We start from the raw sequence: 21,637 nt of genomic DNA, 5'->3' as shown, positions 1-21,637 counted from the left end.
AGATATCAAAGTACAGGTAGGCGGCAAGCAAACACCTCTCGCTGAATTTACATAAGTGAATGATTCGAGTCCGTAAGCGCAGCCAACACACCTATAATTTGAGCGATGAAGGGTATTAATTAGAAAGGTGCATACGTGCAGAAGTATATTGTCGAAGCGCGTAGCTTATTGGCTCTCGCTATTCCTGTTGTTATCGCGCAATTGTCCCAAACAGCCATGGGCGTGGTGGATACCATTATGGCCGGTTCTGTCAGTGCGACAGATATGGCTGCCGTGGCGGTGGGCACCTCCATCTGGCTACCGGCTATTTTATTCGGCCACGGATTATTATTAGCGCTGACCCCCACCGTCGCACAACTTAATGGCTCAGGGCGGCGCAGCCAGATTGCTCATCAGGTCAGGCAAGGCTTCTGGCTGGCACTCTGTGTCTCATTGCTTATTATGCTGGTGCTCTATAACAGTGACCACGTTATTAAGCAGATGCACAATATTGACCCGGTACTGGCCGATAAAGCGGTGGGTTTCTTGCATGCCATTATGTGGGGTGCGCCCGGCTACTTATTTTTCCAGGTACTGCGTAATCAGTGTGAAGGATTATCCAAAACCAAACCCGGCATGGTCATTGGTTTTATTGGCTTACTGGTCAATATTCCGATTAACTATATTTTCATCTACGGTAAATTTGGTGCGCCGGCATTAGGAGGCGTCGGTTGCGGGGTGGCAACCGGAACCGTTTACTGGGTAATGTTCCTGATGATGCGGTGGTATGTGACGCGCGCCCGCTCACAGCAAGATATCAAACTGGAAAAAGGGTTTGCTGCACCGGACTGGCAAGTGATGAAACGGCTCGGAGGGCTGGGGTTACCCGTGGCGCTGGCGCTGTTTTTCGAAGTCACCTTGTTTGCCGTTGTCGCATTGTTGGTTTCGCCACTGGGTATTGTCGCCGTGGCTGGGCACCAAATTGCACTTAACTTCAGCTCATTAATGTTTATGTTGCCGATGTCACTGAGTGTCGCCGCCACCATTCGCGTTGGTTTCCGTCTCGGACAAGGGGCGGTCGAAAATGCCAAAGTGGCCGCTTATACCAGTATTGCGGTGGGTTTAATGCTGGCCTGTGTCACCGCGGTGTTTACTGTGATATTTCGCGAACACATTGCCCTGCTGTATAACAAAACCCCTGAAGTGGTGGTGATGGCCTCGCATCTCATGCTGCTGGCCGCACTTTACCAATTATCAGATGCTATTCAGGTAATCGGCAGCGGCGTATTACGCGGTTATAAAGATACGCGCTCAATCTTCTTTATTACTTTTACCGCCTATTGGCTTCTGGGGCTACCAAGTGGCTATATATTGGGGCTGACCGATTATATTGTGCCCGCGATGGGGCCAAGTGGTTTCTGGATTGGGTTTGTTATTGGCCTCACCTCGGCGGCCATATTAATGGCGCTGCGGATTCGTTGGTTACAAAAACAGCCCGCAGTTTATATTCTACAAAAAGCAGCACACTAACGGCCTATTATTACGGGTATTAACTGCTGGCGTTCATGCTGGCGATTAATACCCAAGACAGTGACAAAATATGAAGAAAAAAACAGCGCAATGAGTAAAAGCGCAGCAATTACGTCAGTTTGCGCTGAATATTACGTTTTTCCCCTTGCCAGCAGACGGGCGGCTCGTTAATATTCGTCCCCGCTGTCAGACAATGATGGCAGGTAAAAAAGAGTAAAAATAAAGGGTAACAACCCGATAAGATGTGCGTCCGTAGCTCAGTTGGTTAGAGCACCACCTTGACATGGTGGGGGTCGATGGTTCGAGTCCATTCGGACGCACCAACATTATCATGTTACCTAAAAGACCAAGAGTATCATGCGCGTCCGTAGCTCAGTTGGTTAGAGCACCACCTTGACATGGTGGGGGTCGATGGTTCGAGTCCATTCGGACGCACCACTCTTGCGTTTGCCAGTCATATCAAATTGTCTCCCTATGCGTTCTTAGCTCAGTTGGTTAGAGCACCACCTTGACATGGTGGGGGTCGATGGTTCGAGTCCATTAGAACGCACCATTCCGTTATCGCTGTTTTTCGCCCTTTAATCACTCCCGGTCTGAATCCCTTAAGTGCATGACACGATTTTGCGAAAAATTCATTTATTTACTTGTTAAATTTGTTAAAAAAATTTTTTGTTGCGCAACAAACCGGGCATTATTCTAAGTGTTTGCGCGACTAATGACCCGTTTTTATAAAAAACGGCAATGAGTTTCTGTTTTCTATTTCATTTCCCGCAACTTACCGCCTATAATACGAACCGTCGTTTCAGTTGAATGGTTTCAGCATCTTGATCGGTAGATACGCTAAAAAAATACAACTCGCATTTACGCCATCATCGCCCGATCATGCGTCTAGCCTCGTGCTAAAGTTTTCCGCTCAATTTCCGCAACTGTCATCTATTCTTAGTAATGTTTTGCTTCTTGGTAACGTTTCGCTACACCAGACACTGATCAGATCCCACTCCGTTGCTGTATTTAACGGAACTTTCGCTTTTTATCCATCACAACTTGTAGAAAAAATCCGTCATGAAAAAGACTAAAATTGTTTGTACTATCGGCCCAAAAACCGAATCCAAAGAGATGCTGACGAAACTGCTGAATGCGGGCATGAACGTTATGCGCTTAAACTTCTCGCACGGTGACTATGAAGAACATGGCCAACGTATCAAGAATATTCGTGCTGTTATGGCTGAAACTGGCCTCAAAGCCGGTATTTTGCTCGATACCAAAGGCCCTGAAATTCGCACCATGAAACTGGAAGGCGGTAAAGATGCCGCTCTGGTTGCTGGCCAAACGTTCACTTTCACCACTGACCAAAGTGTTATTGGCAACAACAGCATTGTAGCGGTGACCTACCCAGGTTTTGCTGCTGACCTGAAAATTGGCAACACCGTGCTGGTTGACGATGGTTTGATTGGTATGGAAGTGACGGAAGTCACTGAAAGCACAGTAGTATGTAAAGTGCTGAACAATGGTGATTTGGGTGAAAATAAAGGCGTTAACCTGCCAGGCGTTTCTATCCAACTGCCAGCACTGGCTGAAAAAGATAAAGCTGACCTTATCTTTGGTTGTGAGCAAGGCGTAGACTTCGTAGCGGCATCCTTTATTCGTAAGCGTTCAGACGTACTGGAAATCCGCGAACACCTGAAAGCACACGGTGGCGAGCACATCCAGATCATCTCTAAAATTGAAAACCAGGAAGGTCTGAATAATTTCGACGAAATCCTGGAAGCCTCTGACGGTATCATGGTTGCCCGTGGTGACCTGGGTGTTGAGATCCCAGTTGAAGAAGTTATCTTCGCCCAGAAGATGATGATTGAAAAATGTAACCGCGCACGCAAAGTTGTCATTACCGCAACACAAATGCTCGATTCCATGATCAAAAACCCGCGCCCTACCCGTGCAGAAGCTGGTGACGTGGCTAACGCCATTTTAGACGGTACAGATGCCGTGATGCTGTCTGGTGAAAGTGCTAAGGGTAAGTACCCATTAGAGTCTGTCACCATCATGGCGACCATCTGTGAGCGTACAGACCGTATCATGCCTAGCCGCATCGAAACACTGAACGACAACCGCAAAATGCGTATTACTGAAGCCGTTTGCCGTGGTGCAGTAGAAACCGCTGAAAAACTGGAAGCAAAAGTGATTGTTGTGGCCACTGGCGGCGGTAAATCTGCCAAGTCAGTGCGTAAATACTTCCCAACCGCCACTATTTTGGCGCTGACCACTAATGAAACCACCGCGCGTCAGTTAATCCTGACCAAAGGTGTGATTACTCAGCTGGTCAACGAAATTGCCTCAACAGATGACTTCTACCGCATCGGTAAAGAAGCCGCGCTGGCGAGCGGTTTGGCACAAAAAGGCGACGTGGTCGTCATGGTTTCTGGTGCATTAGTGCCAAGTGGCACCACCAATACCTCTTCCGTGCACGTTTTATAATTGTCACGCACCACCAAACGCTAATTAAAAACGCCGCTGCCAATAGCGGCGTTTCCTTTTTAAACACCGCAAAATAAACTTTTTGAAAAATCCATTTTATCCTAAGCCCATCAAAGCCATTTTTCTGAGTAGGACTTATCTGAAAGAATCCGGCTGTTTTGCCTCGTTTTTTTAACTTTTTTTTAAAACAAGATGCTTCTTTGAGCGAACGATCAAAATAAACCCCTCTAATACTAAAAATTTATTCTCTTTCGAAAAAACTTTGTGTAATACTTGTAACGCTACATGGAGATTAACTTAATCTAGAGGGTGTTAATAATGAATCGTACTAAACTTGTACTGGGCGCGGTAATTCTGGCTTCTACTATGCTGGCTGGTTGTTCAAGCAATGCTAAAATCGATCAACTGTCTTCTGACGTTCAAACTCTGAACGCTAAAGTTGACCAACTGAGCAACGACGTGAACGCAATCCGTTCTGACGTTCAAGCAGCTAAAGACGATGCAGCACGTGCTAACCAACGTCTGGACAACCAAGCTCACGCTTACAAGAAGTAATATTACTTCCTGAATGAAAAATGGCGCACATTGTGCGCCATTTTTTTGCCTCGCTGAAACCCATGTTGACTGCTACCTTCCCTGAAACCCTTTCGCTGTCCTGACTGCCTACTTATCTTCAATGCATTTCACGCGACAAGTGCCCGGTAAAAAAATTTTGCCACGACGCACCAGTGGTCGCCGTGGCAAAAAGAGTACCGCTTAAGACTTAGTTCGCCGCAGAGTAAACTGGGCCTGGTTGAACCAAGTTAGGGATTACAGGTTCAGTCGGTTGTTCTTGACTCTGCGGTTGCGCCTGTTGCTCATCCTGCGGCGCTACAGCCGCCGGAGCTTGCGCAGGGGCAGTCTCACCTACCGTAACGATAACCGGCATGCCAGCACGGCGTACAATCGCTTCCTGCACCACTTGTTCATCAGTCTGGCTGTCGTTAATAAACTTCTGTAGGCTGCTGCTGATAGCAATTGGCATCGTTTGTGGGTCATCACTGTCTACACGAGACAATGGCTGATGCACTTCCACATAACGTTTGCCGTCTGGCTCAACAGAATATTTAACCGGCTCGTTGATGATTTGCACGCGAGTACCTTTAGGTACTGATTTGAACAGCGCTTCGATGTCATCCGGACGTAAACGGATACAGCCGGAGCTAACACGCATGCCAATACCGAAGTTAGCGTTGGTGCCGTGGATCAGATACTCCCCCTTCCCGGCCGCCAAGCGCATTGCGAACAGCCCCATAGGGTTTTCCGGCCCCGCAGGAACGACCGCAGGCAAGGTAACACCGTCGGCGGCGTAGTGCTTACGGATATTCGCTGTTGGCGTCCAAGTTGGATTCGGGATCTTTTGGCTCACTGAGGTCGTCATCGTCGGAGTATTACGGCCTAACTGGCCGATACCGATAGGATATACCACAACCTTGTTCTGGCCTTTAGGGAAATAATAAAGACGCAGTTCAGCCAGGTTGATGACGATACCCTCACGTGGAGTATCAGGCAGCAACATCTGAGTCGGGATAGTTAATACCGAGCCCGGCAACGGCAAATACGGGTCAGCGCCTGGGTTTGCTTCCAGCATCCCCAACAAACCGATTTTATAGTCGGCAGCAATAGCCTCAAGCGGACGGCCATCATTTGGAACGGTATAAGTAGTATTTTCACCAATCAGACGACTATTGGCTGGCGGCAGAGGATACTCGGTCGCATTGGCAACGGTGATACTTCCCGCCAGACAAGTTGCGAATAACATACCAATCAAAGTTAATGCACGTTTCATGCTTAGTTCCTACATCACTTCTTAAAATTCGATTTACACGGCTATACCCAATAGATTTCAAGTTGCAGGAATGGCGGCCAACAAGTGGATCCCGATGAGCTTACATCCGTAAGTGATTCGGGGAGCCAGAGCAGCCAACGCACCAGCAGTGTGAAAGATGACGGGTATATCTACGTTAATTTTAGCAGCCAATAATAAGGCCACCATATAGTAACAGCACTTATTATAAAGGCAATTTATATCTCTAGAAATCAAGGTGTTACAATGTAATTTATTCGGCTTTTTCCAGCATGACGACTGATTTAAGCTGCTGAAATTTCACCATTTTAATACTGTGACTCAAGACGCAAAAATGCTCAGTCGCGAATGAATACAGCACAAAATGTTGGCCGCGCTTAATGCGTGTTTAGCGCCGCCGCTTTAGCACGAATAGCGCGGATCATGGCTTCTAGCCCTTGGGAACGCGAGGGAGTTAAATGTTGACTTAGCGCTAAATCGGCAAAAAAAGGCCGAACGTCTAAATCAATTATCTGCTGCGGAGTCAAACCTTGATACAAGATGAAGACCACGGCGACTAAACCTTTGACGATAGCGGCGTCGCTATCACCAGCAAAAATCACCGTTCCCTCAGCGGAGGGCGTCATTGCTATCCACACTTGGCTTTGACAACCAGAAATAAGATTCTCTGGCTGGCGCTGCGCTTCGGTCAACGGGGGTAACTGTGCACCCAACTCAATGATATACAGGTATTTTTCTTCCCAATTATTGCTACGGGAAAAGTTACGAATTAATTTATCTCTATCTGGCATACCCGCCATAACACACATCCTAAAGTAAAAATAAAAGCCGACTAATTAAAATAATAGTCGGCCTTAGGGGGCACTGTCGCGCACTGTTTGCACTCAGCCCAGCAATTTTTCGATGCGCTGTAGCCCACTGACCAGCCGGTCAACTTCCTCGCGGGTATTATAAAGTGCCAGTGAGGCGCGGCACATGCTCGGCACTTGGTAAAATTCCATCAGCGGCATGGCACAATGATGCCCGGTACGAATCGCAATACCGTATTGATCGAGGAAACTGCCCACATCATAGGCATGATGCCCCCCAAGATTGAAGGCGATGACCCCGGCTCGAGTGGCCGGGCCATAAATTTTCAGGCTGTGAATCTGGCTCAGTTGCGCCAATGCATACTGCATCAGCGACTCTTCATACTGTTGGATCTGAGTTAGGCCCAACTGATTCACATAACTGATGGCCGCACCAAGGCCCATAATGCCAGCCGTATTTGGCGAGCCCGCTTCAAAACGCCACGGCGGGTCAGCAAAGGTGGTGCCTTGGGTCAGGCTGACGGTTTTAATCATCGCCCCGCCCCCCTCCCAAGGTGGCATGTGCTGTAACAGTTCGCCCCTGCCGTACAAAATGCCAATACCTGATGGCCCATACAGCTTGTGGCCCGAGAAAACATAGAAATCACAGCCCAGCGCTTGTACATCCACCGGTTGATGCATGATGGCCTGCGCGCCGTCCACCAGCACCACTAAACCCGCAGCTTTAGCTTGAGCCACAATGTCTTTGATGGGGTTCACCGTCCCCAACACATTGGAAACCTGAGTGATAGCCAGCAATCGAGTGGTGCTGTCAATCAAACTCGCCAAAGCGGTGAGTTCAAGTTCACCTGTTGCTGTCAGCGGCCAAACACGGATTTCAATGCCAATATCTTTTGCCAGCATCTGCCAAGGGACAATATTGGCGTGGTGCTCCATCTCGGTAATGATGATGCTGTCACCGGCTTTCAGGTGATGGCGACCATAACTGTTAGCCACCAAATTAATGGCCTCAGTGGTTCCTTTGACGAACACAATCTCTTCGGCGCTGGCAGCATGGATAAATTCGGCAACCTGACTGCGAACCGCCTCCATCTGTTGGGTTGCCTCGCCACTCAGGGTGTGGATACCGCGGTGAACCGCCGCATAACCTGCGCGATAAAAGTTAAGTTCCCGGTCAATAACCACTTGTGGCTTCTGTGCGCTGGCAGCACTGTCCAGATACGCCAGCGGCTGGCCATTAACCTGCCGGCTGAGCAGAGGAAAATCGGCTCGGACTTGTTCAATAGGGAATGGTTGATTGGGGAGACTCATAGTGTCTCCCTCGCCAGCCGCTCAGCAATACGGGCCAGCACCACTTTACGGATAGTGTCGTGATGGATGGCCTCGGTCAATTCGGCGGCAAAAGCAAAAATAATCATTTGCTGTGCATCCGCTTGATGGATACCACGCGATTGCAGATAAAACAGTTGCTCGGCGTCAATGCGCCCCACAGTGGCCCCATGGCTGCATTTCACATCATCGGCATAAATTTCCAGTTGGGGCTTGGTATCCACTTCAGCCAATTGACTGAGCAACAAATTGTTGTTCGTCATCTGGCCGTCGGTTTTTAGTGCGTGCTGAGCCACTTTAATCATGCCATTAAAGACCGCTTTGCCCCGCTCACGCACCATGGTTTTGTGCAACTGACGGCTTTCACAATAGCCCTTGTTATGTTCCAGATAAGTGCGGGTATCGCAAATTTCGCGCCCTATGGGCAATAACAGACTATTAATGGATAAAGTCGCGCCCTCGCCATTTAACTGGGCGCTGGTATTGTGGCGGGTTAGCCCGGCACCGAGCAGGAAACTGTCACTGCGAACCCGCGCATCACGGCTGAGGGTGATATCGTTATGGGCAAAATGGTAACTTTGAGTCGCTTCAAACGCCAGTTTGCAATGGTTCAACTCTGCATTGTCGCCCACTGACATGGTCAGCCGCGCCCCGGTATAGTGCGGTTGTTGATTGAGGCTGACAAAATGCTCAATCACTTGTGCTTGTGCTGAAGCTTCAATCGCCAGATGGTGACGATAATGACTGGTATTCACGATATCAGAGTCATTACCTGAACTGATATGCAGCAGATACAGCGGTTTATCACTGTGTTGCCCGGCGGGCAAGCGGATATATAAACTTTCCTGCGCCAGACTTTCGGTCAAATGTAGAAACACTTCCGATTGAATCGCCGCGGGAAACTGAGATTTTTCAGTTAGCGGTGCCAGTTGGTACGGGCCGCACTCACTGTCACTCAATTCTGGAGCATAGCAGCCATCAATGAAAACCAATCGATGGGCATCTTGCACCAATGACAACTCATCCCGCTGAGTCGCTGTCACCCGAGGGGCACAAGCGAAGCGGAAACGATGGGCGAATAGGCGCTCCAGTGGCGTATATTTCCAATCTTCATGCTTGAGGTTGGGGAAACCCAACTTCAGTACCTGTTGCCAATGCGCCGTGACTTCAGCCCCTTTGTCACTTTGATGCTGCTGAAATAACTGGCCAAAATGAGCCAAAGCATGGACGCGCTGTTCATCCAGAATACGTTGTTGCTTTGGGATATTACTGTTGGTCGGTAAGCCAGCCATAGCCTTGCTCCTCCAACTGCTTCACTAAGGTGAAATCACCAGACTTAATAATACGCCCCTGATATAACACGTGGACAAAATCAGGTTTGACGTAATCGAGGATACGCTGATAGTGGGTCACAATGATAAACGCGCGCTCTTCATTACGCAGCGAGTTCACCCCATTGGCGACAATTTTCAGGGCATCGATATCCAGACCGGAGTCAGTTTCATCCAGAATGCATAATGAGGGCTCCAGCGCCGCCATCTGCAAAATGTCATTGCGTTTTTTCTCGCCGCCAGAGAACCCCACATTAACCGAGCGAGTCAGCAAGTCTGCGGGCATTTTGAGTAATTCAATCTTTTCTTCAATAAAGTCTGAGAAATCAAAGCGATCCAGTGAATCTTGCTGGCGATATTTGCGTACCGCATTAACGGCTGTTTGCAGGAAGAAATGGTTGCTTACCCCAGGAATCTCCACGGGATACTGGAAAGCCAGAAACACCCCTTCACCGGCACGATCTTCGGGATCCAACACCAATAAGTCTTTGTTTTTGAAAGTCACACTGCCCTCGGTGACCTCATACTCTTCGCGCCCAGCCAATACCGCCGACAAGGTACTTTTACCTGAGCCATTCGGCCCCATAATGGCATGCACCTCACCGGGTTTTATCGCTAAATCTACCCCTTTGAGGATCTCGTTACCTTCCACACTCACTTTTAAATTCTTGATGCTTAACATAAGGTTCCTTGGTGCGCAGAAGCGCAAAACTTGACATATGCAGCGAACGCTTAACCGACACTGTGTTCCAGGCTAATCGCTAACAATTTTTGTGCTTCAACAGCAAACTCCAACGGCAACTCGGAGAATACATCCTTACAAAAACCATTAACAATCATTGAGATGGCATCATCTTCGCTGATGCCGCGCTGCAAACAATAAAACAGTTGGTCATCACCAATTTTTGAGGTTGTCGCTTCGTGCTCCAATTGCGCCGAGTTATTGCGCACTTCCACATATGGGAAAGTGTGAGCGCCAGAGTCCGGGCCAATTAGCATCGAGTCACATTGCGTGAAATTACGGGCGTTATCCGCACCGGGCAGTATTTTCACCAAACCACGATAGGTATTTTGGCTATGACCGGCAGAGATCCCCTTGGCGATAATTGTTGATTTGGTGTTTTTGCCAATGTGGATCATTTTGGTGCCAGTATCCGCCTGCTGATGACCGTTAGTTAGGGCGACAGAGAAAAACTCACCGATGGAGTTATCGCCCTGCAAAATCACACTGGGGTATTTCCAAGTAATGGCCGAACCGGTCTCTGATTGAGTCCACGACATTTTCGACCCGGCCCCTTCACACAATGCGCGCTTGGTCACAAAATTGAGAATGCCGCCCGTGCTGTCAGCCCCAGCAAACCAGTTCTGCACGGTGGAATATTTCACTTCTGCATTTTTATGCAAAATGACCTCAACCACTGCCGCATGTAACTGATAACTATCACGAACGGGTGCAGAGCATCCTTCGATATAACTGACATAGCTGTCTTCGTCGGCAATCAAAATAGTGCGCTCAAACTGCCCGGTTTTGGCGGCGTTAATGCGAAAGTAGGTCGAGAGCTCCATCGGGCAACGCACACCTTTGGGGACATAGACAAAGGTGCCGTCAGAGGCCACCGCGGCATTGAGTGCGGCAAAAAAGTTATCTTTGGCCGGCACCACGGAGCCCAAATACTTACGCACTAAATCTGGGTATTCCTGAATGGCTTCGCCGAAAGAGCAAAAAATAATGCCCTGCTCGGCCAGTTTGCCCCGGTAAGTGGTCGCCACCGAAACGGAGTCAAAAATGGCGTCAACGGCCACCTCAGCCCCTTCACGCACCGGAACCCCTAACTGGGCAAAAGCAGATTCCACCTCGGCGGTGAGGTACTCATTCAGCGCCTGCTCAGACAGATCTCGTGGCGCTGCACTGTCGGCAGATGATTGTTGTACCGCTCCGGGCTGCGAATCACAGCTATCATCACAGCTGCCACATGACGGCGCGGAGTAATAGCTATAATCCTGATAATCCAGGCTGTTATAATGTGCTTTCAGCCAGTGCGGCTCTTCCATTTCCAGCCAGCTGCGATAGGCACCGAGACGAAATTCCAACATCCATTCCGGTTCATTACGCTTCGCTGAAATGGCGCGAATGACATCCTCATTGAGGCCTTTCGCCAATTCATCAGTCGCAAGTTGTGTAAAAAAACCTTCTTTGTAGCGACCATCGCTGACCCAAGCCTGCACATCATCTGGAACTTCTACATTGCTTCGTGTCATTTCGTTTACATCGCTCAAACGCCAAAACTCTCGCCACACCCGCAGGAATGCTGAGCTTTAGGATTATTAAATTTAAAAATCTGATTGAGTCCTTCGCGGACATAATCCACCTCGGTGCCATCGATAAACGGCATCGCTTTCAACGGCACATAAAGCTTGGCGCTACCGTGCTCGAACACCAATACATCACTGGCTGGCTCCTTAGCCATATCCATTACATAAGCAAACCCAGCACAACCAGATTGCTTGACCCCAAGCTGTAACCCTTTTATTTCAGGGTCTTGCTGCATGAGACGCGTAATTTGTGCCGCGGCACTGTCGGTTATCGTCACGCCCTGCCAAACATTATCATCGAGGGAAAATGTCCCGACTGATTCCTGTTGCATATGCCCTACCTTATCTTTTAATCACATATCGATTAGCTGGCTGATTATAGGTAAATCAACACAGATTGTTCACAATGGTAGTGATAATAATTATCACTTCAACCGTTTGTTTTGCAGGGATATTAAGAAAAGTGCCGTTTAGACCCCAAATGAGGCGGCAACGAATAAGCATGCTGCGATGGCCGGAGAAGTCTGGATAGACAAGTACACTTTTATCGCCATGAAATAAAAGAATAATTATGACAGCGATGCTCGAATCCCTTGCTATATCAGAGGCTAATCGTCGTTAGCCCCAGTATTTTTAAACATTCATAAAAAATACCTATTTCTGAATTAATTTTAGCTGAAAACCCCCTCAGGGGAAACCTATCAGAGAGATTCACCACATTTATCGAATTAACAAAATACTCCGGGATAAAGCAACAGAAGGATGGCGATGGCGATGGCGATGTATGTTGCTGCAAGCTGACCCATAGCCCGAAGCAACATATCAATTAGTATTATGGAGGGTTATTCCGTGGGCGATAACACCGCGGTGGTTAAGCGGGAAGTGCAACACAGGCGGTTTTGTTCATCAAAAATCTCAATCTGCCACACCTGATGGCGGCGGCCAACATGAATAGCACGACAACAGCCACGTACCTTGCCAGAGCGGGCCGCTTTGATATGGTTGGCATTGACCTCCAACCCCACTATCTGTTGCCCCGGTGTGGTACATAAATACCCGGCCATAGAACCCAGCGACTCTGCTAACACCACCGACGCCCCACCATGCAGCAAGCCAAAGGGTTGTGTTGTCCGGTGGTCAACCGGCATGGTGGCTTCCAGTTCGTCGTCGGAAAATCGAGTAAACTCAATACTCAAATGCCCGACCATACAGTCTTGGCTTTGCTGATTTAACTGTTCGAGTGTCGCCGTGCGTTTCCAAAGCATGCTCTCTCCTTATCCTTCATATTTGAAATTGCAGCAGTATTAGCTGCTTTCAGATATTAGACCAGTTCAAGCAATGCCTGCAATGGATGCCGCAACCCGTTGCCTTCAATGCGCTTAACTTGACTGCGACACGAGTACCCGGTGGCTAAACAACGTTTACTCGGCAGCTTTTGCAATGCCTGTTGCCAGGATAATGCATAAATACCTAAGGAATTATCCATGTTCTTCACTTCATGGCCATAAGTACCTGCCATGCCGCAGCAACCAACACTGACGTTTTCCAACTTGGCACCGTAACGGGAGAATATGGCAGCCCAATGCTGACTGCTCGCCGGCAAAGCGGTGGTTTCAGTGCAATGGCCGAATAGATACCATGATTCACCGCTCAGGTGTTGCTCTGGCTGTTCAGCTAGCGCCACCTGCAACCATTCATGCACCAATTGCACTTTGAAGTCACCACGGGAATCACCTAAAATCTCTTTATATTCATCGCGATAACACAGCACCAACGCCGGATCAACCCCGACCATTGGCATCCCCAGCAGCGCAATGCGATTCAGGAAATCCGCCGTTTTCCGGGCTGTTTTAGCAAACCGTTGTAAGAACCCTTTGATATGCTGCGCCTTGCCGTTAGGTGAGAATGGCAGCAATACCGGATTAAACCCCAGTTTCTCCACCAGCCGGACAAAATCGACCACCACTTGGGCATCGTAGTAACTGGTAAAAGGGTCTTGCACTATCAAAACATGCTGGCGGCGCTCGGAATCGGGCAGTTTTTCCAACTGTTCCAAGGTCATGGTGCTGGCATAATGACCGGATAAGGACTGCTTCAGGCTGGGGCTGGACAGCAGCGGCAAGTCCACCATGCCAATGCTTTTGCGGCTTAACGCGCCGACCCACGGCTGTTTCAGGAAGAAGTTAAACACGCTGGGCGCTTTCGCCATCAGCGGGGCGTAGCCCTCGACACTGGCAACGACGTAATCACGCAGTGGGCGATGATAACGGGTGTGATACAGCTGCAGGAAACGGGAACGGAACCCCGGCACATCAATTTTTATCGGGCATTGGGTCGAGCAAGCTTTGCATGCCAGACAGCCGGACATCGCCTCTTTGACCTCATGAGAGAAATCATAATCCCCCTGGCGGGCATGCCAAGTATTGCGCGTTTTTTCAATTAACCCGCGCAAACTTGGCCGCTTGGTCGCCAGCCCATGCTCCAACGCCACCGGGTCAACTCCTTGCTCGGCTAACAGCCGCAGCCACTCGCGCACCAAGGCAGCCCGCCCTTTAGGCGAATGAATTCGGTCGCCGGTGATTTTCATTGACGGGCACATCGGGCTGCGGACATCAAAGTTAAAGCACAGCCCGTTGCCATTGCACTCCATCGCGCCACGGAATGATGTTCTGACCGCCAGCGGGATACGCCGGTCCAGGGTGCCGCGCTTATCCGAAGTATCCACTTTCATCATCGGCGCATCACTGGCCAAAGGAGAGCAAATTTTGCCGGGATTGAGCCGATTATCGGGGTCAAATGCTGATTTTATCTGCCGCAATTCATGATAAAGCACATCACCAAAGAACTCTGGGCTGTATTCTGCCCGGAAACCTTTACCATGCTCGCCCCACAGCAGCCCGCCATAGCGCGCCGTCAACTGCACCACTTGGTCCGAAATCTGCTTCATCAGCATCTCTTGCTGCGGATCACACATATCCAGTGCTGGACGAACATGCAACACGCCGGCATCGACATGGCCAAACATACCGTAGGCCAGATGATGGCTGTCCAATAATTGCCGGAATTCGACGATATAATCGGCTAAATGTTGTGGCGGTACACAGGTGTCCTCGGCGAACGGAATAGGTTTAGCTTGCCCTTTACTGTTACCCAGCAGCCCCACGGCTTTTTTACGCATCCCATAAATGCGCTCAATTCCGGCTAATTCACTGCAAATTTGGTAGCCAATAACCCCGCCCTCACGGGCCGCCATCAAATCATCCAACCGCTGACACAGAGACGCCATTTGGCTGTCAATCAGCGCCTTATCATCGCCGGCGAACTCAACAATATTCAGCCCCAGCATCTCTTTATCGGGCACATCAGTAATCAGTGCTTTGACCGAGTGCCAAACAATATCCTCTTTCGCCAGGTTGAGGACTTTGGAATCCACAGTTTCCACTGACAGCGCGTTGGCCTCCACCATAAAAGGGGCATTGCGCAACGCGGAATCAAAGGAGTCATACTTCACATTCACTAAGCGACGCACTTTCGGCAGCGGGGTAATATCCAAGGTGGCTTCGCTAATGAAAGCCAAAGTGCCCTCTGCTCCCGTTAAAATTCTTGTCAAGTCAAAGGTTTGCAGGTCATCACTGAATACGTGGCGCAAGTCATAACCGGTGAGAAAACGATTTAATTGGGGGAATTTCTCCACAATCAGCGCCCGCTGCTCACGACAGCGATGCAGCACGGTGTGATAAATGCGGCCGGTGACAGAGTCTTCCTGCGCAATCGTTTCCGCCAGCGCCGTCGGCATGGCCCGGGTGTCGAGCATTTCCCCCCCCAGCAAAATGGCGCGCAACCCAAGCACATGGTCAGACGTTTTGCCATAGACCAATGACCCCTGCCCCGAAGCATCGGTGTTGATCATGCCGCCCAAGGTAGCGCGATTACTGGTCGATAGCTCTGGCGCGAAGAAATACCCCAGTGGCTGCAGGTATTGATTAAGCTGGTCTTTAATGACGCCCGCCTCAACCCGCACCCAACCTTGCTCTACATTGACCTCGAGTATCCGGTTCATATGACGCGACATATCCACCACAATGCCGGTGTTCAGTGCTTGGCCATTCGTCCCGGTTCCTCCACCGCGTGGCGTGAAGACCAAGGATTTAAAATTCTCCTGCCCCGCCAAACGGCCAATCAATGTGACATCCGCCGTCGAGCGCGGAAAAATCACGGCATCAGGCAGCAGTTGATAAATACTGTTGTCCGTCGCCATGGTCAGGCGGTCGGCATAATGGGTGGCGGTATCGCCGGTAAATCCGTGTTGCTTCAAAGCATCCAAAAAATCCAGCACCAACTGAATAACACCCGGTGCTTGAGAAATCTGTGGGATCATTAGTGTGACCCTATCTAATGTGTGTTTGTTTTAAGGACTGTTCCGCTGAAAGATTATCTGCTAGCCATCACCTTTGTCGAACAATTTATGTCAATTCAGAATGATGCAAAAGTGATGGCTATCAGCCAAGGTCAAATACCATTATAAAAGATTGAGTATCAAAATTTTATATTGCATAAATAATAGCCAAAGCCTGCGCGCAGGGCGTTATTCGGGCACTGGGGCTGCAATCAGATTTGTATGATACCGAGCGCCTTCCCCTTCTTCGGAGAAAATCACCGCAGTAAAACTTAAGCGCTCTGTTAAAAACAGCGGAAATACACCATGATTACTATTGAAGTTTAATAAGATGGGTGCAAATACCGCATTAGTACCCAATCTAATGAGTACCGAGAATACAGTGCGATGGCCACCTTGCCATGATTTGTGAAATGAGAATCCACTAATGAATTACCCGCAGCTACGTCATTTCGATTTACCTAAACTGATGTTTGGGGTGATATTCATTTTGATTATGATTATCGCCAGTTTTTGGGTGGTACAGCCCTTTATCATGGGCTTTGCCTGGGCTGGCATGGTCGTGATTGCCACCTGGCCTTTGCTTATCCGATTGCAAAATCTGTTATGGGGCAAGCGCTGGTTGGCGGCAATTATCATGACCCTTCTGCTGGTGTTACTGTTCGTTATCCCCATTGCACTGCTGGTCAGTAGCTTGGTTGAGAACAGTGGCCCGCTTATCCAGTGGGCATCCAGCCCATCTAATTTAAAAATGCCGGATGTCACCTGGCTTAAATCCATCCCCATGGTGGGCAATAAATTGTATAGCGGCTGGCATTCACTGATTGCCGGCGGCGGCAATGTCCTGATTGCCAAAGTTCAGCCCTATATTGGGGCCGCTGCAACCTGGCTAGTCGCGCAAGCAGCCCATGTCGGCTACTTCTTAATTCATCTGGCACTGATGGTGCTGTTTAGCACTTTGCTTTATTTCCATGGCGAACAAGTCGGCCTGGGGATTCGCCATTTTGCGGTGCGGGCAGCCGATAAACGTGGCGATGCCGTGGTGGTGCTGACCGCCAAAGCTATCCGGGCGGTCGCACTCGGGGTGGTGGTCACGGCGTTGGTGCAAGCCGTGCTCGGCGGGATTGGTCTGGCCATTGCCGGGATACAATATGCAATGCTATTCACGGTATTAATGTTTATTTGCTGTGTGGCGCAACTCGGGCCACTGCTGATACTGATCCCCTCAGTCATCTGGCTGTATTGGACCGGTGATTCAACCTGGGGCACGATATTACTGGTCTGGAGCTGTATTGTCGGAACAATGGATAACATATTACGGCCCTATCTCATCCGAATGGAAGCCGATATGCCAATGATATTAATTCTTTCCGGTGTTATTGGCGGGTTGTTGTCATTCGGTATGATTGGGCTGTTTATCGGCCCGGTGGTGTTGGCCATTTCCTATCGCCTGACATCGGCGTGGGTCAGTGAAGCCCCTGAGCCCGAAGAGAGCATGCAAGAAGTCGCCAAACATTTAGAAGAGCTTTAATATTTCATGGGGTTTGGCAGTTATGCTGCTTAACCCCTATTATTTAGCTATATTCGCTATTAACAATAAACAACCGACATTTTAATATTTCTATTTATATTCTATGCAACCCATCGTATAGATATTAAATAAGGCCGACATTAATAACAAGACGAAATTACTTTTATAATAAGTATATATTAAATCAATTTTATTCGGATATTTCTTAATGACTAACTCACGGAATTTACTTAGTATTATTGACCAGCAGTTCCCCCTAAGACATTTAAATAAATCATTTCATAATGACTTATTTAAATATCTGTAATCGATACACGTATTGCTGTGTGTAGTCTTTGCCTGTCACCTAAGACGGGCTTTTTTTTTATTGATATTCTGGCGCAAAATGCCCTATTTTGGTTCACACCCATTCTGCCCGATTTATCACTGCCCGGCCGGCTATTGGCAACACCAATGACTATAAATATATTTGTATAATTGAAAAAAATCCGCAGCCGCAACTGCGGATAATTCAATATCTGTCTATCGGTATAACCCACTACCCATTAATGTTTGGTATGCTCCGCCAGACTCAACCAAGTTTGTACCACCGTGTCTGGATTAAGAGACAAACTGTCGATCCCTTGCTCCATCAGCCATAAAGCAAAATCTTCGTGATCTGATGGGCCCTGGCCACAGATACCGACATATTTTCCTTGCCGTTTGGCGGCCTGAATTGCCATTGATAACAATGCTTTTACTGCCTCATTGCGCTCATCAAACAAGGCTGACACCACACCCGAGTCACGATCCAACCCCAGTGTTAACTGGGTCATATCGTTGGAGCCAATGGAGAAACCATCAAAATGTTCAAGGAATTGATCAGCCAGTAAAGCATTCGACGGAATTTCACACATCATAATGATTTTCAGACCATTTTCGCCACGTTTAAGCCCCTGCTGGGCCAGTTCAGCCACCACCGCCTGCGCCTGCGCCACGGTGCGCACAAAAGGCACCATCACTTCAACGTTGGTCAAACCCATCACATTGCGCACCCGCTTAACGGCCTCACATTCTAGTGCAAAACAGTCGCGGAAGCTGTCGGCGACATAACGCCCCGCCCCACGAAAGCCCAACATCGGATTCTCTTCGTGTGGTTCATAAGCTTCCCCACCGACCAAGTTGGCATACTCGTTAGATTTGAAATCGGATAAGCGCACAATCACCCGTTTGGGCCAAAATGCCGCCCCCAGAGTTGAAATCCCCTCTGTTAAACGGCCAACATAAAACTCAACCGGATCATCATAACCATGCATCAGCGCCTTGATTTCGGTTTGAATCGCCGGCGATTGGCCGTCAAACTCCAGCAGTGCTTTGGGATGCACGCCAATCATGCGGTTGATGATAAATTCCAGCCGTGCCAAGCCAACGCCTTCATTCGGCAAGCGCGCAAAGTCGAATGCCCGGTCTGGGTTACCAACGTTCATCATGATTTTCAACGGCAAATCAGGTAATTCCGTGACTTGAGAGCTTTGAATAGAGAAGTCTAGCAACTCATGATAAACATAACCGGTATCCCCCTCAGCACAGGAAACCGTCACATTTTGCCCTTCTCTCAAGATGTCAGTGGCATTACCGCAGCCCACCACCGCCGGGATCCCTAATTCACGCGCAATAATCGCCGCATGACAGGTGCGTCCACCACGATTAGTGACGATGGCGGATGCCTTTTTCATGATCGGTTCCCAATCCGGATCAGTCATGTCTGTCACCAGAACATCACCGGCCTGAATTCTATCCATCTCGCTGATATCGTGAATGACCTTAACCGGCCCCGCACCAATGCGATGGCCAATAGCGCGGCCCTCCACCAGCACATTACTCTGATTATTTAGCTGATAGCGCTCCATGACCTGTTCATTGGAACGCACCGTTTCCGGGCGCGCCTGCACGATAAACAGCTGGCCGGTATGGCCATCTTTCGCCCACTCAATATCCATCGGGCGGCCATAGTGCTCTTCAATCAACAATGCCTGATGTGCCAGAGCTTCAACTTCAGCATCACTGAGAGCGAAACGATTGCGTTGTGCCTCTGGTACATCTTCAATTTGGACTTGTTTGCCATGTTCCTGATTTTCGGCATAAACCATGCGAATCTTTTTCGACCCCATATTACGGCGCACAATGGCGGGTTTGCCAAGGCGCAGCGTCGGTTTATGCACATAAAACTCGTCAGGATTGACCGCACCTTGCACCACCATCTCGCCCAGCCCATGAGCGGCGGTGATAAACACCACTTGGTCAAAACCCGATTCGGTATCAATGGTGAACATCACCCCGGAAGAGGCAAGGTCTGAACGCACCATCCGTTGGACACCGGCAGACAGTGCCACGCCGCGATGGTCATAGCCCTGATGCACCCGATAAGAAATGGCTCGGTCATTAAATAGTGAGGCGAAAACATGCTTGATGGCAATCATCACCGCATCAATTCCCTGCACATTGAGGAATGTTTCCTGCTGTCCGGCAAAAGAGGCATCCGGCATATCTTCCGCAGTGGCTGATGAGCGCACTGCAAATGAGGCGTGCGGATCATCTGCTAATTGTTGGTATGCATCGTGAATTGACTGCTCGAATTCAGGATGGAATGGCGTCTCAATCACCCATTGACGAATCTGTGCGCCAGCTTTAGCTAACGCCGCAATATCATCAACATTGGTTTGGTCCAATAGTTGATAGATGCGGTTATTCACGCCGCTTTGCTCCAGAAAATCGTTAAAAGCCTGCGCGGTGGTAGCAAAACCGTTGGGTACCGAAACACCCAGTTCAGAAAGATTGGTTATCATTTCACCCAAGGAGGCATTTTTGCCGCCAACCCTGTCAACATCGTGCATGCCAAGCTGGTTGTACCAAAGCACATTACACAGATTTAGGCCATTGTTGGACATCGAAACAATCCTTTTTACATTGTCATTAGTTACGGACGATCAGTAGGGTACAGTGAGAGGTTATCAGGCCTCTACCCGATGCCATTAGGGCAGCCAGCCTGCGGGATGAACTGACTCACAGAGAATCGAGCACAGCCGCCCAGCACAGCCCAATGGCGCAAGGGATGATTTCAGACTAGCACAATCATCCATAGCCCATGGACAGGTGAATCGATCAACCCAACAAGAAAAGTTATTTTCAGGCTATTCTGACCGCAAACTCTTTACCGATAAGCTGAATAAGGCACACTGATACAGATAATCAACAACAAAGTTAGCTAGCAAATCATTCAGGAGTCCGTGTGGAAAGAAGTGTATTTTATATTTCAGATGGGACGGCCATCACGGCGGAAGTTCTCGGCCATGCTGTCTTGTCGCAGTTTCCGGTTAAGGCCACCACTTTTACACTGCCCTTTGTTGAAAGTGCGGCGCGCGCCCAAGAGGTGTGTGAGAAAATCAATGAAATATATCGCCAAACCGGGGTCAGGCCGCTGGTTTTCTATTCGATAATCAGCCCTGAAGTTCGTGAACTCATTCAGCACAGTGAAGGATTTTGCCAAGATATCGTGCAAGCACTGGTTGCCCCACTGCAGGGCGAATTGGGGGTATCACCACAACCCATCCTCAACCGCACCCATGGGTTAACAGAAAGTAATCTGAGCAAATATGACGCGCGCATCGCCGCCATCGACTATGCACTGGCGCATGATGACGGCATTTCTCTGCGCAATCTCGACCAAGCTCAAGTGATTTTATTAGGTGTTTCCCGCTGCGGTAAAACCCCCACTAGCCTGTATTTGGCCATGCAATTTGGTATTCGCGCCGCAAACTACCCTTTTATCGCCGACGATATGGACAACTTGCAACTTCCTGCGGCATTGAAACCTTTTCAACATAAATTGTTCGGCTTAACCATAAACCCCGAGCGCCTGGCCGCCATTCGTGAAGAGCGGCGGGAAAACAGCCGCTACGCCTCCCTGCGCCAGTGCCGGATGGAAGTCGGCGAGGTCGAGGCGCTGTTTCGCAAAAATCAGATTCGCTATCTGAATTCCACCAACTATTCGGTCGAGGAAATCTCAACCAAAATTCTGGATATTTTAGGTCTCAGCCGCCGGATGTTCTGATTTGGATA

The 21,637-nt window shown here is 49.1% G+C and carries 15 protein-coding genes, 3 tRNA genes and 1 other RNA gene; 9 read left to right on the top strand and 10 right to left on the bottom strand.

Annotation, left to right across the window (positions count from 1 at the left end; genetic code table 11):
• Nucleotides 1-135 precede the first annotated feature (135 nt).
• The 6 genes from D5F51_RS07995 to D5F51_RS07970 all read left to right on the top strand — a co-directional run bounded on the left by D5F51_RS07995 (nt 136) and on the right by D5F51_RS07970 (nt 4,539).
• Nucleotides 136-1,509 carry an MATE family efflux transporter gene (locus tag D5F51_RS07995; protein ID WP_129196087.1) on the top strand — a complete coding sequence of 458 codons (1,374 nt, stop codon included), beginning with the start codon at nt 136-138 and terminating at the stop codon, nt 1,507-1,509.
• 246 nt (nt 1,510-1,755) lie between these two features.
• Nucleotides 1,756-1,832 (top strand) — tRNA-Val (locus D5F51_RS07990).
• Between the two features lie 38 nt (nt 1,833-1,870).
• Nucleotides 1,871-1,947, top strand: a tRNA-Val gene (locus D5F51_RS07985).
• A 38-nt stretch (nt 1,948-1,985) separates the two neighbouring features.
• Nucleotides 1,986-2,062, top strand: a tRNA-Val gene (locus tag D5F51_RS07980).
• Nucleotides 2,063-2,571: 509 nt separating this feature from the next.
• Entirely contained in the window at nt 2,572-3,984 is a 1,413-nt protein-coding gene (pykF, locus tag D5F51_RS07975; RefSeq protein ID WP_025378384.1) for a pyruvate kinase PykF, read from the top strand.
• 318 nt (nt 3,985-4,302) lie between these two features.
• Nucleotides 4,303-4,539, top strand: coding sequence for a major outer membrane lipoprotein (locus D5F51_RS07970; protein WP_005165631.1), 237 nt, complete (start codon nt 4,303-4,305; stop codon nt 4,537-4,539).
• A gap of 208 nt (nt 4,540-4,747) precedes the next feature.
• On the opposite strand, the gene D5F51_RS07965 is transcribed toward D5F51_RS07970, so the two are convergent.
• From D5F51_RS07965 to ydiJ, 9 genes are all read right to left on the bottom strand, one after another.
• On the bottom strand, nt 4,748-5,812 hold the full coding sequence (locus D5F51_RS07965; RefSeq protein WP_129196086.1) for a L,D-transpeptidase family protein: 1,065 nt from the start codon (nt 5,810-5,812) through the stop codon (nt 4,748-4,750).
• Nucleotides 5,813-6,207: 395 nt separating this feature from the next.
• A complete protein-coding gene (gene sufE, locus D5F51_RS07960; protein ID WP_025378386.1) occupies nt 6,208-6,630 on the bottom strand; it encodes a cysteine desulfuration protein SufE in 423 nt (140 codons plus the stop codon).
• 84 nt (nt 6,631-6,714) lie between these two features.
• Nucleotides 6,715-7,950 carry a cysteine desulfurase SufS gene (sufS, locus tag D5F51_RS07955; RefSeq protein ID WP_129196085.1) on the bottom strand — a complete coding sequence of 412 codons (1,236 nt, stop codon included), beginning with the start codon at nt 7,948-7,950 and terminating at the stop codon, nt 6,715-6,717.
• Nucleotides 7,947-9,260 carry a Fe-S cluster assembly protein SufD gene (sufD, locus tag D5F51_RS07950; RefSeq protein WP_129196084.1) on the bottom strand — a complete coding sequence of 438 codons (1,314 nt, stop codon included), beginning with the start codon at nt 9,258-9,260 and terminating at the stop codon, nt 7,947-7,949. The genes sufS and sufD overlap by 4 nt, the downstream gene beginning before the upstream one ends.
• On the bottom strand, nt 9,235-9,981 hold the full coding sequence (gene sufC / locus D5F51_RS07945; RefSeq protein WP_129196083.1) for a Fe-S cluster assembly ATPase SufC: 747 nt from the start codon (nt 9,979-9,981) through the stop codon (nt 9,235-9,237). Before sufC ends, sufD begins: the two co-directional genes overlap by 26 nt.
• 50 nt (nt 9,982-10,031) lie before the next feature.
• Complete coding sequence (gene sufB / locus D5F51_RS07940) at nt 10,032-11,558, bottom strand: Fe-S cluster assembly protein SufB (RefSeq protein ID WP_100273921.1); 1,527 nt, start codon at nt 11,556-11,558, stop codon at nt 10,032-10,034.
• Between the two features lie 14 nt (nt 11,559-11,572).
• Complete coding sequence (sufA, locus tag D5F51_RS07935) at nt 11,573-11,944, bottom strand: Fe-S cluster assembly scaffold SufA (protein ID WP_129196082.1); 372 nt, start codon at nt 11,942-11,944, stop codon at nt 11,573-11,575.
• Between the two features lie 510 nt (nt 11,945-12,454).
• Nucleotides 12,455-12,877, bottom strand: a complete 423-nt coding sequence (locus D5F51_RS07925; RefSeq protein WP_129196081.1) for a hotdog fold thioesterase — start codon at nt 12,875-12,877, stop codon at nt 12,455-12,457.
• 56 nt (nt 12,878-12,933) lie between these two features.
• A complete protein-coding gene (gene ydiJ, locus D5F51_RS07920; protein WP_129196080.1) occupies nt 12,934-15,990 on the bottom strand; it encodes a D-2-hydroxyglutarate dehydrogenase YdiJ in 3,057 nt (1,018 codons plus the stop codon).
• A gap of 445 nt (nt 15,991-16,435) precedes the next feature.
• Between ydiJ and ydiK the strand changes: the two genes are divergently transcribed.
• The gene (gene ydiK / locus D5F51_RS07915) at nt 16,436-17,539 is read left to right on the top strand and encodes an AI-2E family transporter YdiK (RefSeq protein WP_129196079.1); all 1,104 of its coding nucleotides are present in this window, start codon (nt 16,436-16,438) and stop codon (nt 17,537-17,539) included.
• 259 nt (nt 17,540-17,798) lie between these two features.
• Nucleotides 17,799-17,906, top strand: an RNA gene (gene rprA / locus D5F51_RS07910) — antisense sRNA RprA.
• A gap of 178 nt (nt 17,907-18,084) precedes the next feature.
• On the opposite strand, the gene ppsA is transcribed toward rprA, so the two are convergent.
• Nucleotides 18,085-20,466, bottom strand: a complete 2,382-nt coding sequence (gene ppsA, locus D5F51_RS07905) for a phosphoenolpyruvate synthase (RefSeq protein WP_129196078.1) — start codon at nt 20,464-20,466, stop codon at nt 18,085-18,087.
• A 341-nt stretch (nt 20,467-20,807) separates the two neighbouring features.
• Between ppsA and ppsR the strand changes: the two genes are divergently transcribed.
• Entirely contained in the window at nt 20,808-21,629 is an 822-nt protein-coding gene (ppsR, locus tag D5F51_RS07900) for a posphoenolpyruvate synthetase regulatory kinase/phosphorylase PpsR (RefSeq protein WP_025378395.1), read from the top strand.
• Nucleotides 21,630-21,637: the final 8 nt, after the last annotated feature.

Origin of the sequence: Yersinia hibernica (assembly GCF_004124235.1) — a bacterium.
GTDB lineage: Bacteria > Pseudomonadota > Gammaproteobacteria > Enterobacterales > Enterobacteriaceae > Yersinia > Yersinia hibernica.
Note: the sequence above shows the minus strand (reverse complement) of the source record. Positions and strands in the feature narration are given on the sequence as shown.